Annotated in this window: 13 protein-coding genes; 2 read left to right on the forward strand and 11 right to left on the reverse strand. The window is 65.3% G+C overall.

Going from position 1 to position 16291, the window contains the following annotated elements; translation table 11 throughout:
- Positions 1-3 precede the first annotated feature (3 nt).
- Positions 4-1719 (reverse strand): hypothetical protein, encoded by a 1716-nt coding sequence (locus LRS11_RS11290; RefSeq protein ID WP_260493092.1) that lies wholly within the window; start codon positions 1717-1719, stop codon positions 4-6.
- Between the two features lie 189 nt (positions 1720-1908).
- Here LRS11_RS11290 and LRS11_RS11295 point away from each other — a divergent pair, with 189 nt between their 5' ends.
- Complete coding sequence (locus tag LRS11_RS11295; RefSeq protein ID WP_173204078.1) at positions 1909-2448, forward strand: YaeQ family protein; 540 nt, start codon at positions 1909-1911, stop codon at positions 2446-2448.
- Between the two features lie 113 nt (positions 2449-2561).
- Positions 2562-4277, forward strand: a complete 1716-nt coding sequence (gene recJ, locus LRS11_RS11300; protein WP_260493093.1) for a single-stranded-DNA-specific exonuclease RecJ — start codon at positions 2562-2564, stop codon at positions 4275-4277.
- A gap of 89 nt (positions 4278-4366) precedes the next feature.
- On the opposite strand, the gene LRS11_RS11305 is transcribed toward recJ, so the two are convergent.
- The 10 genes from LRS11_RS11305 to LRS11_RS11350 form a co-directional block, all read right to left on the reverse strand.
- On the reverse strand, positions 4367-5941 hold the full coding sequence (locus tag LRS11_RS11305) for a GGDEF domain-containing protein (protein WP_260493094.1): 1575 nt from the start codon (positions 5939-5941) through the stop codon (positions 4367-4369).
- A gap of 242 nt (positions 5942-6183) precedes the next feature.
- Positions 6184-6861 carry a transglutaminase-like cysteine peptidase gene (locus tag LRS11_RS11310; protein ID WP_260493095.1) on the reverse strand — a complete coding sequence of 226 codons (678 nt, stop codon included), beginning with the start codon at positions 6859-6861 and terminating at the stop codon, positions 6184-6186.
- Positions 6862-7070: 209 nt separating this feature from the next.
- Positions 7071-7547 (reverse strand): ester cyclase, encoded by a 477-nt coding sequence (locus LRS11_RS11315; RefSeq protein ID WP_260493096.1) that lies wholly within the window; start codon positions 7545-7547, stop codon positions 7071-7073.
- 178 nt (positions 7548-7725) lie between these two features.
- Positions 7726-9150 (reverse strand): gamma-aminobutyraldehyde dehydrogenase, encoded by a 1425-nt coding sequence (locus LRS11_RS11320; protein WP_260493097.1) that lies wholly within the window; start codon positions 9148-9150, stop codon positions 7726-7728.
- A gap of 243 nt (positions 9151-9393) precedes the next feature.
- Positions 9394-10218, reverse strand: a complete 825-nt coding sequence (locus tag LRS11_RS11325; RefSeq protein ID WP_260493098.1) for an ABC transporter permease — start codon at positions 10216-10218, stop codon at positions 9394-9396.
- On the reverse strand, positions 10208-11152 hold the full coding sequence (locus LRS11_RS11330) for an ABC transporter permease (protein ID WP_260493099.1): 945 nt from the start codon (positions 11150-11152) through the stop codon (positions 10208-10210). The genes LRS11_RS11325 and LRS11_RS11330 overlap by 11 nt, the downstream gene beginning before the upstream one ends.
- A gap of 1 nt (position 11153) precedes the next feature.
- Positions 11154-12182, reverse strand: a complete 1029-nt coding sequence (locus LRS11_RS11335; protein ID WP_260493100.1) for an ABC transporter ATP-binding protein — start codon at positions 12180-12182, stop codon at positions 11154-11156.
- 368 nt (positions 12183-12550) lie between these two features.
- Entirely contained in the window at positions 12551-13702 is a 1152-nt protein-coding gene (gene ydcS / locus LRS11_RS11340) for a putative ABC transporter substrate-binding protein YdcS (protein WP_260493101.1), read from the reverse strand.
- Between the two features lie 81 nt (positions 13703-13783).
- Positions 13784-15238 (reverse strand): gamma-aminobutyraldehyde dehydrogenase, encoded by a 1455-nt coding sequence (locus LRS11_RS11345; RefSeq protein WP_409519728.1) that lies wholly within the window; start codon positions 15236-15238, stop codon positions 13784-13786.
- Positions 15239-15372: 134 nt separating this feature from the next.
- Positions 15373-16284 carry a LysR family transcriptional regulator gene (locus LRS11_RS11350; RefSeq protein WP_260493103.1) on the reverse strand — a complete coding sequence of 304 codons (912 nt, stop codon included), beginning with the start codon at positions 16282-16284 and terminating at the stop codon, positions 15373-15375.
- Positions 16285-16291: the final 7 nt, after the last annotated feature.

Raw genomic sequence — 16291 nt, forward strand, 5'->3', positions numbered from 1 at the left:
GCTTCAGGCGGTGGTGCCAGACGGCTCCCAGAACGCGTCGCCGCTCAACCTGGCCAGCAACTGGCTACGCAGTGCCTGACCCTGCTCGGCCAGTTCGGCGATCTTGGTGGTCAGGGCCGCCAGTGGCTGGGCGAGGACGAGCAGAGTGGTCAGGCTCAGCCCCTCGATGGCCAGTTGCAGGTGGCCATGCTCGATCAGGGCTGCTATCCACTCGTGCTCGTCGAACATTGCCTCCTTCGGGATCTCGTTGCGGGCGGCCAGGGCCAGGTCCAGTCGTTGCAGCAGCAGGTAGGTTTTCGCCATGTCCTCCAGCAGCAAGGCCTTGTCGAAGTCTTCCAGTTCGTCCTGCGGGCCGCTTTGGCGCAGCAGTTCGCGGGCCTGCGCCAGTCTGGCCATGGCGTCTTCGTCGCGGCCGAGCTTTTGCAGCAGGCGGGCCAGCAGGCCGAGATTGGCGATTCGGCTGTAGCTGTCCATGCGTGGCAGCAGCCGTTCCATTTCCTCCAGCCCCCGGCGAATCTCGTAGCTGGTGCGTTGCCGCTCGGGTAGCCGGCTTTGTGTCGAGAGGCGTGCGTCGAGCACGAAGAAGCGCAGTTCGTCCTGTTCGTCGGCGGCCAGTTCGGATACCCAGCGCTCGGCCTGGTCCAGCAGCGTGGCCGCTAGCTCGGGGCGCTCGGTGGCCTGCAGTTTCCACAGCGACAGATAGAGGTCGATGCGCTCCTGGAGGCTACGGGCCTGTGCCTGCAGGGCTCCGGCGGCCGTGTTGAAGGTGCCGCGCGTGATGTGCCATTGCGCCAGCTGGGCCAGTAGAGTGGTGTGCAGCGTGCCGTCCAGTGTCGCCAGCAGTTCGTCAGCCTCTACCAACTGGGCGCGTTCCAGCATGGCGCCGAACATCTGCTCATACAGAACGTTGCTCTTGTACTGCGGCAGGTCCTGAAGCAGGGCTCGTGCCTGCGCGAACAGGCCGGCCCGGATCAGTTCGGCGATGGCCGTTGGGCGCTGCTCCGCCGGGAGTTGCTCGGCGATAGCCTGCAACCTTCCGTACTCGCCGAGTTCGGCCAGTTCTTTGAGCAGGTCTTCCAGACCGAGGTATTGCTGTGTCGCGGCCTCGGCCTGCATCAGCTGCCAGGCCAGGTCGAGCGTCTGGGTTGCTGCCTCCCTCTGCTCGAACGCGCGTTGCTGTCTGGCCAGTCTCGGCAGCTGCAGGGCATCGGAGCCGCCCTTGCACTCGTCCAGCTCCGCCAGTTCGGCCCGCGCCTCATCCAGTCGCCCTGCGCTGAGTAGCAGCGGAATTTTCAGGAGAGACTTCTGGGGTAGGTCGTCACCGGACTTGGCCAGCAGCTCCAGGGCCTGGCGCTCGTCGCCCGCCTCGATCAGGTGATTGAGCATGTTGTGCAGGGCAACGCCGCGATGGTGCGCATCGAATCGGCTCAGCAGCTGCAGCGCAGCGTCCTGTAGGCCATCGTCCAACAGGGTGGTGCACAAGCCGCTCTGGGCGATCTGCCAGGCATCGCCTTGCAGGTTGCTGGCCAGCGTGCGGGCCAGCTCCGGGTGGATGTATTGCAGGCAGGCGATGCGATTGATCTGTTTGGCTTCGTCCAGGGTAATGCGTGCCGGGCTGTCCTGGACCTCCAGGCGCGGATCGGCTGGGTCTCTGCCGCTCAGGGTGATGACCACAACGACTACGACGACGATGAACAAAACGGTGACAAACATTTCCATGGGGTTCCCTTCCTTAGGTAAGCCTCTCGACCATGAGGGCTATTGCCGCGCGGTCTTATACGGCGCCCGCCACCGCTCGGCAACCGCAGGTTGCGCCATTTGCCAACCTCGCCTGGTCGCGTGGTCCGCACCTGTGAAGGCTTTCGCGTTAGACTTGCGCCCCTTCGCTTCCCAGCCGGTACCGCTCTTATGGCCCTGCAAGCCACGCCTTACAAAGTCGACCTGAACCTCACCGATATCGACCGCAGCGTCTATGAAAGCCTGCGTTTCACCGTGGCCAAGCACCCCTCGGAAACCGAGGAGCGCCTGTGCGTGCGGCTGATCGCCTATGCGCTGTGGTACCACGAGCAGCTGGCTTTCGGTCGCGGCCTGTCGGATATCGACGAGCCGGCGCTGTGGGAAAAGAGCCTGGACGACCGCGTGCTGCACTGGATCGAAGTCGGCCAGCCGGATGCCGAGCGCATGACCTGGTGCTCGCGGCGTACCGAGAAGTTCAGCCTGGTGGCCTACGGCAACCTGCGCGTGTGGCAGACCAAGGTGCTCGACAACGTGCGCAACCTGAAGAACATCAATGTGGTCGGCGTGCAGCAGGAGGCCCTGGAAAACCTGGCCCGCGATCTGCCGCGCACGGTGAGCTGGAGCGTGATGATCAGCGACGGCGAGCTGTTCGTCACCGACGAGCGCGGCCAGCACGAGATTCCCCTGGAGTGGCTGGTCGGCGAACGCTGATTTCAGCCGCTGACGTAGCCCGGATGCAATCCGGGGCACCTGCGTCGTGATGATCCCGGATTGCATCCGGGCTACGTAATGCCGCCAGCTTGCATAGAACAACCGGAATCCCCATGCGCATCGAACCCCGCCCGCTTCCCGCCAACCTACCTGACCTTGGCGACTTGCCGCCGCTGCTGACCCGCCTGTATGCGGCGCGTGGCGTGCAGTCCGCTGCCGAGCTGGACAAGGGCCTGGCGCGGCTGATTCCGTATCAGCAGCTGAAGGGGATCGAGGCAGCGGTCGAGCTGCTGGTGCAGGCGCTGGAGCGGCGCCAGCGCATCCTCATCGTTGGTGACTTCGATGCCGACGGCGCTACCGCCAGCTCGGTCGGCGTGCTCGGCCTGCGCATGCTCGGTGCGGCGCATGTCGATTACCTGGTGCCCAATCGCTTCGAATACGGCTACGGCCTGACCCCGGAAATCGTCGCCGTGGCCCTGCAGCGCCAGCCCGATCTGCTGCTGACCGTGGACAACGGCATCTCCAGCGTCGAGGGCGTGGCCGCGGCCAAGGCGGCCGGGCTGACTGTGCTGGTCACCGACCACCATTTGCCTGGCCCGGAATTGCCGGCGGCCGATGCCATCGTCAACCCCAACCAGCCGGGCTGCGAGTTTCCGAGCAAGGCGCTGGCCGGGGTCGGGGTGATGTTCTATGTGCTGCTGGCCCTGCGTGCCAAACTCCGCGAAATCGGCTGGTTCGCCAGCAGTGGCGTGGCCGAACCCAACCTGGGCGAACTGCTCGACCTGGTCGCCCTGGGCAGCGTGGCCGACGTGGTGCCGCTGGACGCCAACAACCGCATCCTTGTGCATCAGGGCCTGGCGCGGATTCGTGCCGGGCGTGCGCGTCCGGGCTTGCGTGCGGTGCTGGAAGTGGCGGGGCGGCAGCATGGGCGTATCACTTCCACCGACCTCGGCTTCATCCTCGGTCCGCGCCTGAACGCGGCGGGGCGCCTGGATGACATGAGCCTGGGCATCGAATGCCTGCTGTGCGACGACGAGGGCCTGGCCCGCGACATGGCTCAGCAGCTCGACGAGTTGAACAAGGACCGCAAGTCCATCGAGCAGGGCATGCAGCGCGAGGCCCTGGCCCAGCTTAAGGACCTGCCGCTGGCCGATATGCCGTTCGGCCTGTGCCTGTTCGAGCCGGACTGGCACCAGGGGGTGATCGGCATCCTTGCCTCGCGCCTGAAAGAACGTTACCACCGCCCGGCCATCGCCTTCGCCGATGCCGGTGACGGTGTGCTCAAAGGGTCGGCGCGTTCGGTGCCGGGTCTGCATATCCGCGATGCGCTGGACGCGGTGGCGGCCAAGCATCCGGGGCTGATCAGCAAGTTCGGCGGGCATGCCATGGCCGCCGGCCTGTCGTTGCCGCAGGAACATTACGGCGCTTTCGCCGCCGCCTTCGATGCCGAAGTGCGCCGTCAACTGACGGAAGACGACTTGACCGGGCGCCTGCTGTCGGACGGTCAGCTCGGTGTCGAGGAGTTCCACCTGGAGCTGGCCAAGGCCCTGCGCCATGCCGGGCCCTGGGGCCAGCACTTCCCCGAGCCGCTGTTCCATGGCGTGTTCCAGATCGTCCAGCAGCGCCTGGTCGGCGACAAGCACCTCAAGCTGGTGCTGAAGACCGAATGCGGTGGGCAGACCCTGGACGGCATCGCCTTCAATATCGACCGCGAGGTCTGGCCCAATCCCAACGTGCGCTGGGTCGAACTGGCCTACAAGCTCGACGTCAACGAGTACCAGGGCCGCGAGAGCGTGCAGTTGATGGTGGCGCATATCGCGCCGCGCTAAACGTCAGGCTATGGGTGAGCGGTCGCAGGTGGCTTACCTGTCCTCTGGTTCGCCATCAGTGTGAATGCCTGAAAGAGCGTGGCGGATGTTTAACGCAGCACCAGCATGGCCGCCTTCTGCATGAACATGGCGCTGTCGGCTTTGGACACCAGCTCGTCCAGCTCTTCGCCATCGCGCGGGTACAGGGCCACGCCCAGGCTGGCGCTGACCTGTAGCTGGAGGCCGGCCCAGTGCAGCGGCAGGGCGATGGCCCGGCAGATCTGCGCGGTCAGCTGCTGGATGTCGGCATCGTTATGCACCCCATCGAGCAGGATGACGAACTCGTCGCCGCCCATGCGCGCCGCCATGTCGGCTTCGCGGATATGGGCGCTGATGGCCCTGGCCGTGTGGATCAGGATGGCATCGCCGGCCTGGTGACCATGGGCATCGTTGACCTGCTTGAACTGATTGAGGTCGATGTAGCACAGCGCCAGGCACTCGCCGTTGCGTTTGGCGCTCAGCAGCTTCTGCTTGGCGTAGGGGATGAAGCTGTTGCGGTTGGGCAGGCCGGTGAGGCTGTCGTGGAAGGCCAGGTTGCGCACTTCTTCTTCTGCCACCTGGCGGCGCTGGATCTCGCGCCTCAGCCGGCGCTGGCTGGCCAGTAGCGCCAGGGTGATGAGCAGGATCAGGCCGGCGCCGATACTGATCAGGACGATGATCTTCTGCAGGCGCTCGATCTGTGATTGTGGATTGGGATCGTAGATAAAGCCTTCCAGGCCGCGGGTGTCGCTGACCATGCCCAGTTCGTGAAAGGCCTCGGCCATGCGCTGCCAGCGGCCCGGGTTCATGTGGCCGATCTCGATCAGGTCGGGGAGGATCAGGCCACGCATGGCATCGGCCTCGAACTGCAGGTGGGCGCGGGATTTCTTCACCTGATACTGGCCAAGCAGCAGGTCGATGATCTCCTCGGGGTTGTCCATGGCGTAACGCCAGCCGCGCAGGGTGGCGCGGCGGAAGGCTTCGACCCGTTCGGGGTTGTCGCGCAGCTCCGCTTCGCTGGTGAACAGGATGTCGCTGTAGAAGTCGATACCGTAGGTGTTGGGCGAGATCACCCGGTAATCGATGCCGCGCTGCTGCAGGTGGTACGGCTCATTGGTCAGGTAGGAGTTGAACGCGGCGACCTTGCCGGAGACCAGGTCCTCGATGTCGTAGCTGCTCGGCTGCAGCTGGATCAGCGTCGGGTCGATGCCTTCGCGGCGGAACATGGCCTGGAAGTCGGCATCGGTCTGCGCGTTCATCAGCATCACGTTCTTGCCGATCAGGTCGTGGGCGTTTTCGATGCCGGCATCGGCACGCGCCAGCAGCACCGAAGGCGAGTGCTGGAAAATCACCGCCAGGGCCACCAGGGGCTTGCCCTTGAGGCGCTCGTAGAGCAGTTCGCTGTTGGACTCGGCGTACTGCGCGCGGCCGGCCAGTACTTCATCCACCGGAGTACGCCCCGGTGCACCTTCGTGCAGGCGCACCTCGAGGCCTTCCTCGCGGTAATAACCCTGGGCCACGGCGGCGTAGTAGCCGGCGAACTGGAACTGGTGCTTCCAGCGCAGCTGGAAATCGATGACCTGCAGGGTGGGTTGGCCTTTGCCGATGCTTGGCTGGTCGCTGACTGCCAGGCCGGGCAGGCACAAGACAAGCAGAAGCAGCCCACGAATGAGGGCTGGTCCTGCTGAATTACGCGTGGTCTGGCGCGTGCAGCAACCGGTCATGGGGCATCATCCGTGAAGGTTGGGCGCCGCCGATATGGCCGCTGCCGTACATAAACCTTGTCCCGATGATGCCTGCCCCATTGCCCCGGCGCAATTGCCCGGCACCCGCCTGCCGACAGAGTGATCTGCCGATGTGCGCGGGGCTGGCTGGCCGAGTGCGCTGTTTAACCCTGCGGAGCTTGCGCCGCTGAGCCTTCGGCCAGAGTTCGTGCGCTAACGTCCTGCCAGCGCGACAACAGCTGCGGCGACTGTTTCGACTGGCGCTGCGGCGCGCTGCCGAGAAAGATCCCGTGGTTGTTGAAGGCGTACACCGGCAGCAGATCGCGGCGTTGGCTGGCCGGGCGGATCTGCTGTTGCAGGTTGTCGAGGATCAGCGGCTCGGCGCTCGGACTGGGGTAATAGGCCAGCACCATATGCGCGCGGTTGAACTGCTGGGCCTTGACGAAGGTCAGGCGCAGTTTCGCGCTGGGCACGCCCATGCGCACCAGGCTGAAGTACTTGGCGATGGCGAAGTCTTCGCAATCGCCGCGGCCGCGGCTGAGGGTTTCCAGCGGGGTCGCCCAATAGTCGGCTGCGCCCCAGACCTCTGTATCTTCGTCATGCACGACGCTGCGGTTGATGAAGCGGTTGACCGTTTCCAGGGTTGCCAACTCATCCTGGCTACCCGGCTGTTGCAGGAGGATCTGCCAGCTGCTCAGGCGGGCATCGCGCAGCGCTTCGCCGAGGGCCGTCGGGGCGATATCGGCCTTACTCAGGTTGCCGCCCAGGCACAGCAGCAGACTGCTGGCGCAGAGCAGTGCACGGCGCAGCACATTGGCACAGCGGAAGGGCTGTTCGGGCATGGTGACGGGGGCTTCTGGCTTATTGGCTGGCCGGGATGGCCGCCGTTTATCGTTATGCCGTCATCCTATCGGCGCAGGGTTGCTAGCGCCTAGGCCCACACTGTGACGCTGGCCACTTTTTGCACAACCTTTCGCCGCGGATCGCCGAAATATCCGCCATAAACGCACAACCCCGGCACGTGGCCGGGGTTGTTGGCTGCAGCGGAGGCTTACCAGCCGAGCTGTTTGTTGAAGCCGAGGGCGTCGTAGTAATCACCCTGGTAGGCGATCTTGCCGTCCTTGATGCGGATGAAACTGACCCCTTCGAACTTCACCGGCTTGCCGGTCGCCGGGGTTTCCGCGCTCCAGGCACCCGTGTTGGTGCCGCTGAAAACCCACTGGAAGGCGATGCCGTCGGCGCTGACGATGGGCGCGCCGGTCATCTCCCACTTCAGGTCGGGGATCGCCCCGACGAACACCTTGATCACGTTGTCGCGGGCGGCGGCGCGGCCTTTCTGCGCGGTGCCGACGGTGACGTCGTAATACTCGGCGTCTTCGGCGAGAAATTCCCCGGCCTGGTTGGCGTCGTGGGCGTTCCAGGCGGCCATGTAGCCGTCGACGATGGCCTTGGCGTCATCCGCCGCCTGGGCCAGGCCGGCGAGCGCGCCGAGAGTGAGGAAGGCGATACTGCGCAGGGCATTTTTCATTGTTATTGCTCCAGCTGTGTTGTTGTAACGAAACCGGTTGGAAAACATCGGAGCGATCTGGGCGTCGCGCGCGCCGGCCGGGCTAGGCGGCCAGAGCCGAGAAAGCGCAATGTACTGGAGTACATGAGCATTCCGAGGTTCTGGCCAACAACGCCCGGACAAGCGCGCGGCGTTCAGATCAATGCTTGAACATGACGTGGCGGATGGCGGTGTAATCCTCCAGGCCGTACATCGACATGTCCTTGCCGTAGCCGGACAGCTTCACGCCGCCGTGGGGCATTTCGCTGACCAGCATGAAGTGGGTGTTGACCCAGGTGCAGCCGTACTGCAGGCGCGCGGCCATGCGGTGGGCGCGGCCGACGTCGCTGGTCCACACCGAGGAGGCCAGGCCGTAGTCGGAGGCGTTGGCCCAGGCCAGGGCCTGCGCCTCGTCGTCGAACGGGGTGACCGAGACCACCGGGCCGAACACTTCGCGGCAGACGATTTCATCGGTTTGCAGAGCGCCGGCCAGTACCGTCGGCAGGAAGAAGAAGCCGTTGCCGGCCGGGGCCTTGCCGCCGGTGACCACTTCGATGTGCGAAACGGCGCTGGCGCGCTCGACGAAGCCGGCCACGCGCTGGCGATGCACCTCGGTGATCAGCGGGCCGAGCTCGGTGCTGGCGTCGTCCTGCAGGCCGTGCTTGATCGAACCGACGGCGGCGCCGAGGGCGGCGACGAACTTCTCGTAAACGCCTTTCTGCGCATAGATGCGGCAGGCGGCGGTGCAGTCCTGGCCGGCGTTGTAGAAGCCGAAGGTGCGGATGCCTTCCACGGCGGCGTCGATGTCGGCGTCGTTGAAGATGATCACCGGGGCCTTGCCGCCCAGCTCCATATGCATGCGTTTCACGCTGGCCGCCGTACTGGCGATGATATTGGCGCCGGTGGGGATGGAGCCGGTCAGCGACACCATGCGTACCTTGGGATGGGTAACCAGCGGCTCGCCGACGCTGGCACCGCGGCCGAAGACGATGTTGACCACGCCAGCGGGGAAGATCCCGGCGATCAGCTGGCCCAGGCGCAGGGCGGTCAGCGGGGTCTGCTCGGAGGGCTTGAGCACCACGCAGTTGCCGGCGGCCAGGGCCGGGGCCAGCTTCCAGGCGGCCATCATCAGCGGGTAGTTCCACGGCGCGATGGAGGCGATCACGCCGATCGGGTCGCGGCGGATCATCGAGGTGTGGCCGGGCAGGTACTCGCCGGCGGCCGAGCCTTGCAGGCAGCGCGCGGCACCGGCGAAGAAGCGGAACACGTCGGCGATCGCCGGTAGCTCGTCATTGCGCGCGGCGCTGTAGGGCTTGCCGCAGTTCTGCGACTCCAGGCGGGCCAGCTCGTCGGCATTGGCGTCGATGGCGTCGGCCAGGGCCAGCAGCAGGGCGGAGCGCTGGCCCGGAGTGGTCTGCGACCAGCTGTCGAAGGCAGCATCGGCGGCGCGCACGGCGGCGTCGATCTGTTCCGGAGTGGCTTCCGGAATCTGTACCAGCACCGTGCCCAGGGACGGGTTGAGCACCGGCTGCGCGGCGCCGAGGCCGTCGACCAGTTCGCCATTGATCAGCAGTTTGCTTTGCATCGCTTAAACCTCGTTATCGGGTTTGCAGGAAGGTGGCGGGGCGGGCGTCTGGCCCTCTCCCCCGGCCCCTCTCCCGTAAGCGGGAGAGGGGAGGAAAGCCTTAGAGCCTGTATCGGATCTCTTGATCGTCGGCCATGCCGCGTTGAAATTGGCCTCGGACTGCTCATTTACAGTCCGTAAACTGCGCGTCCTCGCCCAATTTCGCCTTGCCTGGCTCTAGCTCAAAAAATCCTAAACAGGTTCTTACTTGCCGCTGCCGGCCACGCCTTCGCCACCCTTGGTCAGGTAGTAGGCACCGAGGATCGGCAGCATGGTCACGATCATTACCAGCATCGCCACCACGTTGGTCACCGGCACATCGCGCGGGCGTGACAGCTGGTTGAGCAGCCACAGCGGCAGGGTGCGTTCGTGGCCGGCGGTGAAGGTGGTGACGATGATCTCGTCGAACGACAAGGCGAAGGCCAGCATGCCGCCGGCCAGCAGGGCCGAGCCGAGGTTGGGCAGAACGATGTAGCGGAAGGTCTGCCAGCCGTCGGCGCCCAGGTCCATGCTCGCCTCGATCAGGCTGTGGCTGGTGCGGCGAAAGCGCGCGATGACGTTGTTGTAGACGATCACCACGCAGAAGGTCGCATGGCCGATGACGATGGTCAGGAAGCCCGGCTCGATACCGAAACTCTTGAACGCCGCCAGCAGCGCCAGGCCGGTGATGATGCCGGGCAGGGCGATCGGCAGGATCAGCAGCATGGAGATGCTTTCCTTGCCGAAGAAGTCGCGGCGGTACAGCGCGGCGGCGGCCAGGGTGCCGAGAATCATCGCCACCACCGTGGCCAGCGCGGCGATCTGCGCTGACAGCTTGATCGCCTCGAGCACATCCGGGCGCGCCAGGGCCACGCTGAACCAGTGCAGGGTGAAGCCCTGCGGCGGAAAGCTGAAGCCCGCGCTCTCGGTGTTGAAGGCGTACATGAAGATGATCAGGATCGGGAAGTGCAGGAACAGCAACCCGCCCCAGGCGGCCAGTTTCAGGCCCCAGGAGGCTTGATCCCCATGCTTATCGGCTTTAGAGCGCATCGAAGGCCCCCAGACGTTTGACGATGGACAGGTAGATGGCGATCAGCACGATCGGTACCAGGGTGAAGGCGGCGGCCATCGGCATGTTGCCGATCGAGCCCTGCTGGGAATACACCATGTTGCCGATGAAGAAGCCGGGCGGCCCCACCAGCTGCGGCACGATGAAGTCGCCGAGGGTCAGGCTGAAGGTGAAGATCGAGCCGGCGGCGATGCCCGGGATCGACAGCGGCAGGATCACCTGCATAAAGGTCTGCCGGGGTTTGGCGCCAAGATCGGCGGAAGCCTGCAACAGCGACGGCGGCAGGCGTTCCAGCGAAGCCTGGATCGGCAGGATCATGAACGGCAGCCAGATGTAGACGAACACCAGGAAGCGTCCCAGGTGCGAGGTCGACAGGGTGTTGCCGCCCACGCCGGGGATACCGAGGATCAGCTCCAGCAGCGGCTGCAGATGCAGCGCCTGGATGAACCACATGGCCACCCCGCCCTTGGCCAGCAACAGGGTCCAGGCATAGGCCTTGACGATGTAGCTGGCCCACATCGGCAGCATCACCGCGATGTAGAAGAACGCCTTGGTCTTGCCCGTGGTGTAGCGCGCCATGTAATAGGCGATGGGGAAGGCGATCAGGCCGCTGGCGATCGACACCGCCACCGCCATGCCGACGGTGCGCAGGATGATGTCGAAGTTGGCCGCCTGGAACAGTGCGGCGAAGTTGGCCAGCGTGAGGTCCGGGGTGACCGTCATGCTGAAATCGTCGAAGGTGTAGAAACCTTGCCACAGCAGGGTCAGCAGCGAGCCCAGGTAGACCGCGCCAAACCACAGCAGCGGCGGAATCAGCAGCATCGACAGGTACAGCGTCGGCTTGCGGTAGAGCAGGTCGGACAGCCGGCGCATCAGGCCGCCGCCGCTGTGGTCGAGGGCGAGGGACTGGTTCATCTCACACGTCCTCGCGCAGGCCGACCATGGCGCCACGCGCCCAGCGCGCGCTGACCCGCTGGCCCGGTTGCACTGGCGCATCGCCCAGCTGCCATTGGTTGTTGGCCTGGCTGACGCAGAAGTTCTGGCCGTTCTCCAGCTGGATCTCGAAACGGGTCGAAGCGCCCTGGTACTGGATGTCGTGCAGCAGACCGCTGACTTCCACTTCGTCGCTGCCCAGCGCTTCGCCATTGCCCAGGCGGGTGTGCTCCGGACGGATCGACACCGGCAGCGGTGAGCCGTTGATCTGCGCGGCCAGCTCGCCCTTGAGCACGTTGCTGGTGCCGACGAACTCGGCCACGAAGGGGGTGGCCGGCTTCATGTACAGGTTGCGCGGGGTGTCGACCTGCTCGATGCGGCCCTTGTTGAACACCGCCACGCGGTCCGACATGGACAGCGCTTCGCTCTGGTCGTGGGTAACGAAGATGAAGGTGATGCCGAGCTGGCGCTGCAGCTTCTTCAGCTCGCTCTGCATTTGTTCACGTAGCTTGAGGTCGAGGGCACCGAGTGGCTCATCGAGCAGCAGCACCCGTGGCCGGTTGACCAGGGCGCGGGCCAGGGCCACGCGCTGACGCTGGCCGCCGGACAGTTGCGCCGGTTTGCGCACGCCGTAGCTGCCGAGGGCGACCATGCCCAGGGCTTCCTCGGCGCGGGCCAGGCGTTCGGACTTGCCAACGCCCTTTACCTTGAGGCCGTAGGCGACGTTTTCCAGCACGTTCATGTGCGGGAACAGGGCGTAATCCTGGAACACCGTGTTGACGTCGCGCCGGTAGGGCGGCAGGCCCGCGGCCTCCACGCCATGAATACGAATGGAGCCAGCACTGGGCTGCTCGAAGCCGGCGATCAGGCGCAGGCAGGTGGTTTTGCCCGAGCCGGAAGGGCCGAGCATGGAAAAGAATTCGCCATCCTGGATGTCGATGGACACCCGGTCGACGGCTTTGACGTCGCCGAACGCGCGGGACACATCGGTAAATTGCACTGCAAGGGTCATAACAAACGCTCCAGGATATAAGCCATCCACCACCGTCTCGCCCGGGTTGGGTTTGCCGACACAAGACGGGAGAGTCGGTGGTGGATGTACAACGGTGAAAACGGTGGCTGCGCAGGATGAGTCAGGCTGTGCCGCTCATCACCCGCGCTGTAGGAGCCAGCTTGCTGGCGATCCGCTCTTGCACTCGGGAAAAGCATCGCCAGCAAGCTGGCTCCTACAGATAAAGGCGCCTCGAACAGCCGGGTGGTGGACGAAAAAGGCGTCGTCCACCCTACGAGTTTCGTGGGCCTGCGTAGGGCGGGTGCAACCCGCGACTGCGATGACGCGGGTTGCACCCGCCCTACACGGTGTTCACCGCTAGGGTGCTGTTAACGACCGCCCATGATGGCGATGTAGTCCTGGGTCCAGCGGCTATAGGGCACGTACTTGCCACCCTCGGCCTGCGGGGTTTTCCAGAAGGCGATCTTCTCGAAGTTGTCGAAGCCGTTGGTCTTGCAGCCTTCGGCGCCGAGCAGGGCGTTGTCCTTGCAGGCCGCCGGCACGGCCGGCACCGAGCCGAACCAGGCGGCCAGGTCACCCTGCAGCTTGGGCTGCAGCGACCAGTCCATCCACTTGTAGGCACACACCGGGTGCTTGGCCTCGGCGTGCAGCATGGTGGTGTCGGCCCAGCCGGTGGCGCCTTCGACCGGTACGGTGGAGGCGATCGGCTGTTTCTCCAGTTGCAGCGCGTTGACCTGATACGGCCAGGCGCCGGAGGCGACCACGCCTTCGTTCTTGAAGTCGTTCATCTGCACGGTGACGTCGTGCCAGTAGCGGTGGATCAGCGGCTGCTGGGCGCGCAGCACTTCCAGCACGGCGGCGTACTGGGTCTCGTCGAGCAGGTAGGGATCGCTGATACCCAGTTCCGGCTTGGTCGCCTTCAGGTACAGGGCGGCGTCGGCAATGTAGATCGGGCCATCGTAGGCCTGCACGCGGCCTTTGTTGCCCTTGCCGTCGGCCAGGGTCTGCTCCTCGAACAGCACTTTCCAGCTGGTCGGCGCTTCCTTGAACAGCGTGGTGCTATACATCAGCACGTTCGGCCCCCACTGGTACGGGGTGCCGTAGTGCTGGCCGTCGACCACATGCCAGGGCGAGTTCTGCAGGCGGCTGTCGACGTTCTTCCAACTGGGGATCAGGTCGATATTGACCGGCTGCACGCGCTTGCCGGCAATCAGGCGCAGCGAGGCATCGCCGGAGGCGGTGACCAGGTCGTAGCCGCCCTTGGCCATCAGGCTGACCATCTCGTCGGAGGTGGCGGCGGTCTTGACGTTGACCTTGCAACCGCTGTCCTTCTCGAACTGGGTCACCCAGTCGTAGTTCTTGTCGGTCTCGCCGCGCTCGATGTAGCCGGGCCAGGCGATGATGTCGAGCTGGCCTTCGGCGGCGCCGAGGGCCTTGAGTGGTTCGGCGGCCTGGGCGGCGCCGGCGGTGAACAGTGCGGTGGCCAGCGCGCTGAGCGCTGCGGTTTTGTGCGCGGACATCGGATTTCCCTCTTCTTGTGAGCTTTATCAGGGGCAGTTGAATGTCGTTCGGCGATACGGCTGCCGAGCCGGTGGTGTCACTCAGTCTAGTTGTTGTCCGTGGCGCGCCATGATGTGGCGTACCACGCTGTAATCCTGCAAGGAGTCGCTGGACAGGTCCTTGCCGTAGCCGGAGCGCTTGAGGCCGCCGTGGGGCATTTCGCTGGCCAGCATGAAATGGGTGTTGATCCAGGTGCAGCCGTATTGCAGGCGCGCGGCGACCTGCATGGCTTTGTCCAGGTTCTGCGTCCACACCGAGCTGGCCAGGCCGTACTCGGAGTCGTTGGCCCAGTCCACAGCCTGGCTCAACTGGTCGAAACGGGTGACGGTGACCACCGGGCCGAACACTTCGCGCTGGACGATCTCGTCGCTCTGCTTGCAGCCGGCCAGCAGGGTTGGCTGGTAATAGAAGCCGGCCCCGGAATGCACGGCGGCGCCGGTGACCCGCTCGATATGCGGCTGGCCGAGGGCACGCTCGACGAAACTGGCCACGCGGTCGCGCTGGCGGGCGCTGATCAGCGGGCCGATCTCGTTGTCGCTGTCCTTCTTGCGGGCGAAGCGGATGCTCGCCACGGCGTCACCCAGCTCCGCGACCAGGCGGTCGTGGATACCGGCTTGGGCATAGATGCGGCAGGCCGCGGTGCAGTCCTGGCCCGCGTTGTAGTAGCCGTGGGTGCGGATGCCCTGGATCACGGCGTCGAGGTCGGCGTCACTGCAGACGATCACCGGCGCCTTGCCGCCCAGTTCCAGGTGCGTGCGTTTCAGGGTGCGCGCGGCGCTTTGCAGGATCTTCTGCCCGGTGACGATATCGCCGGTCAGCGACACCATGCGGATGCGCGGGTGGCCGACCAGTTGGCTGCCGACGCCTTCGCCGCCGCCACAGACGATGTTCAGCACGCCCGGCGGAAGGATCTGCGCCAGCGCCGGGGCCAGTGCCAGGATCGACAGCGGCGTGTGTTCCGAGGGTTTGAAGATCAGCGTGTTGCCGGCCGCCAGGGCCGGGGCGATTTTCCACGCCGCCATCATCAGCGGGTAGTTCCACGGTGCGATGGAGGCAACCACGCCGACCGGGTCACGGCGCACCATGCTGGTGTGGCCGGGCACGTATTCGCCGGCCAGCTGGCCCTGCTGGCAGCGCACGGCGCCGGCGAAGAAGCGGAATACATCGGCGGTGGCGGGAATGTCGTCCTGGCGCGCCAGGTGCAGCGGCTTGCCGCAGTTCAGCGATTCCAGGCGGGCGAGTTGTTCGGCGTTCTGCTCGATGGCGTCGGCGATGGCCAACAACGCGGTGGCGCGCTGCGCCGGGGTAGTCCGTGACCAGCCGGCGAAGGCACGGTGGGCGGCCTGCACGGCGGCTTCCAGCTGTTCTAGCGAGGCTTCGGCGATGGTGGTGAGCACTTCGCCGCTGGCCGGATTGATGATGGCTTCGGCCAGACCTTCCCCGGCGACCAACTGGCCGTCGATCAGCAATGCGCTGTACAGGGTGGGCTCGGACATCTTCTGGCTTCTTCTTTTGCTTTCTGCCTGCATGACGGCTCCAGTGTGGCGTGGAACCTCTGCATCTATAGAAGCCTGAGACTAGGCCTCGGCACAGAGGTCGACAAATTCTAAATATTGAAAGCAGCGTTCGATTAAATCGAAACCTTGCGGTTATGCGGCTGTTCGCGCGCCACCGAGAGGAACGGGTCGACCAGTGCAGGCCGCGCCGTGCCTCGGCGCCAAGCCAGGCCGACGTCCAGCGGCTCGCTCAGGTCGGCCAGCGGCAAGGCCTCGATGATGTCGCCTTCCAGCGACCAGGGGCGGTAGGTCATGTCCGGCTGGATCGACAATCCAAGGCCGGCCGCGACCAGGCTGCGCACCGCCTCCACCGAAGCGGTGCGCAGGGTGATGGTCGGTGTCATGCCGGCACGGCCCCAGATGCGTTGGGTGTGCAGGCCCATTTCGTCGGCGTTGAGCTGGATCAGCGGCTCGCTGGCTACGTCGGCCAGGCTGATGCTGTCGCGCTCCAGCAGCGGATGCCGTGCCGGCAGCCACAGACGGTGCGGCGAGTGGGTCAGGACTTCGGTCTGCAGGGCGTGGCGGTCTTCCAGGTTGGACAGGATCAGCACACCGACATCGATCTCGCCGCTGACCAGCAGGTGCTCGATATAAGGTCGCTCATCCTCGACCACGCGGGTCTGCACATTGGGGTAGGCGCGCTGGAAGCGGGTGATCAGGTCGGCCAGGTAGTAGCCGGCGACCAGGCTGGTCACGCCTATGGTCAGGCTGCCGGCCACCTGGTCGGTACTCTGCTGCAGGCTGCGCTTGGCGTTGTCCACGGTGGCCAGGATCAGGTGCGCCTGGCGCAGGAACTGGTGGCCCTGGTGGGTCAGGCTCATGCCCTTGGCGTGGCGGTTGAACAGGCTGACGCCGATTTCCTCTTCCAGTTGCTGGATGGCCAGGGTCAGGGTCGACTGGGAGATGAACACCGCCTGGGCGGCGGCGGAAATCGAGCCGGTCTCGGCGACGGCGATGAAATGGCGGATCTGGCGCAGGGTCATCATGGTTAGG

Origin of the sequence: Pseudomonas sp. J452 (genome assembly GCF_024666525.1) — a bacterium.
Taxonomy (GTDB): Bacteria; Pseudomonadota; Gammaproteobacteria; order Pseudomonadales; family Pseudomonadaceae; genus Aquipseudomonas.

Coding starts and splice junctions, on each gene's coding strand:
- LRS11_RS11290 (WP_260493092.1), bottom strand. CDS start 1,719: ATGGAAATGTTTGTCACCGTTTTGTTCATCGTCGTCGTAGTCGTTGTG.
- LRS11_RS11295 (WP_173204078.1), top strand. CDS start 1,909: ATGGCCCTGCAAGCCACGCCTTACAAAGTCGACCTGAACCTCACCGAT.
- recJ (WP_260493093.1), top strand. CDS start 2,562: ATGCGCATCGAACCCCGCCCGCTTCCCGCCAACCTACCTGACCTTGGC.
- LRS11_RS11310 (WP_260493095.1), bottom strand. CDS start 6,861: ATGCCCGAACAGCCCTTCCGCTGTGCCAATGTGCTGCGCCGTGCACTG.
- LRS11_RS11315 (WP_260493096.1), bottom strand. CDS start 7,547: ATGAAAAATGCCCTGCGCAGTATCGCCTTCCTCACTCTCGGCGCGCTC.
- LRS11_RS11320 (WP_260493097.1), bottom strand. CDS start 9,150: ATGCAAAGCAAACTGCTGATCAATGGCGAACTGGTCGACGGCCTCGGC.
- LRS11_RS11325 (WP_260493098.1), bottom strand. CDS start 10,218: ATGCGCTCTAAAGCCGATAAGCATGGGGATCAAGCCTCCTGGGGCCTG.
- LRS11_RS11330 (WP_260493099.1), bottom strand. CDS start 11,152: ATGAACCAGTCCCTCGCCCTCGACCACAGCGGCGGCGGCCTGATGCGC.
- LRS11_RS11335 (WP_260493100.1), bottom strand. CDS start 12,182: ATGACCCTTGCAGTGCAATTTACCGATGTGTCCCGCGCGTTCGGCGAC.
- ydcS (WP_260493101.1), bottom strand. CDS start 13,702: ATGTCCGCGCACAAAACCGCAGCGCTCAGCGCGCTGGCCACCGCACTG.
- LRS11_RS11345 (WP_409519728.1), bottom strand. CDS start 15,238: ATGTCCGAGCCCACCCTGTACAGCGCATTGCTGATCGACGGCCAGTTG.
- LRS11_RS11350 (WP_260493103.1), bottom strand. CDS start 16,284: ATGATGACCCTGCGCCAGATCCGCCATTTCATCGCCGTCGCCGAGACC.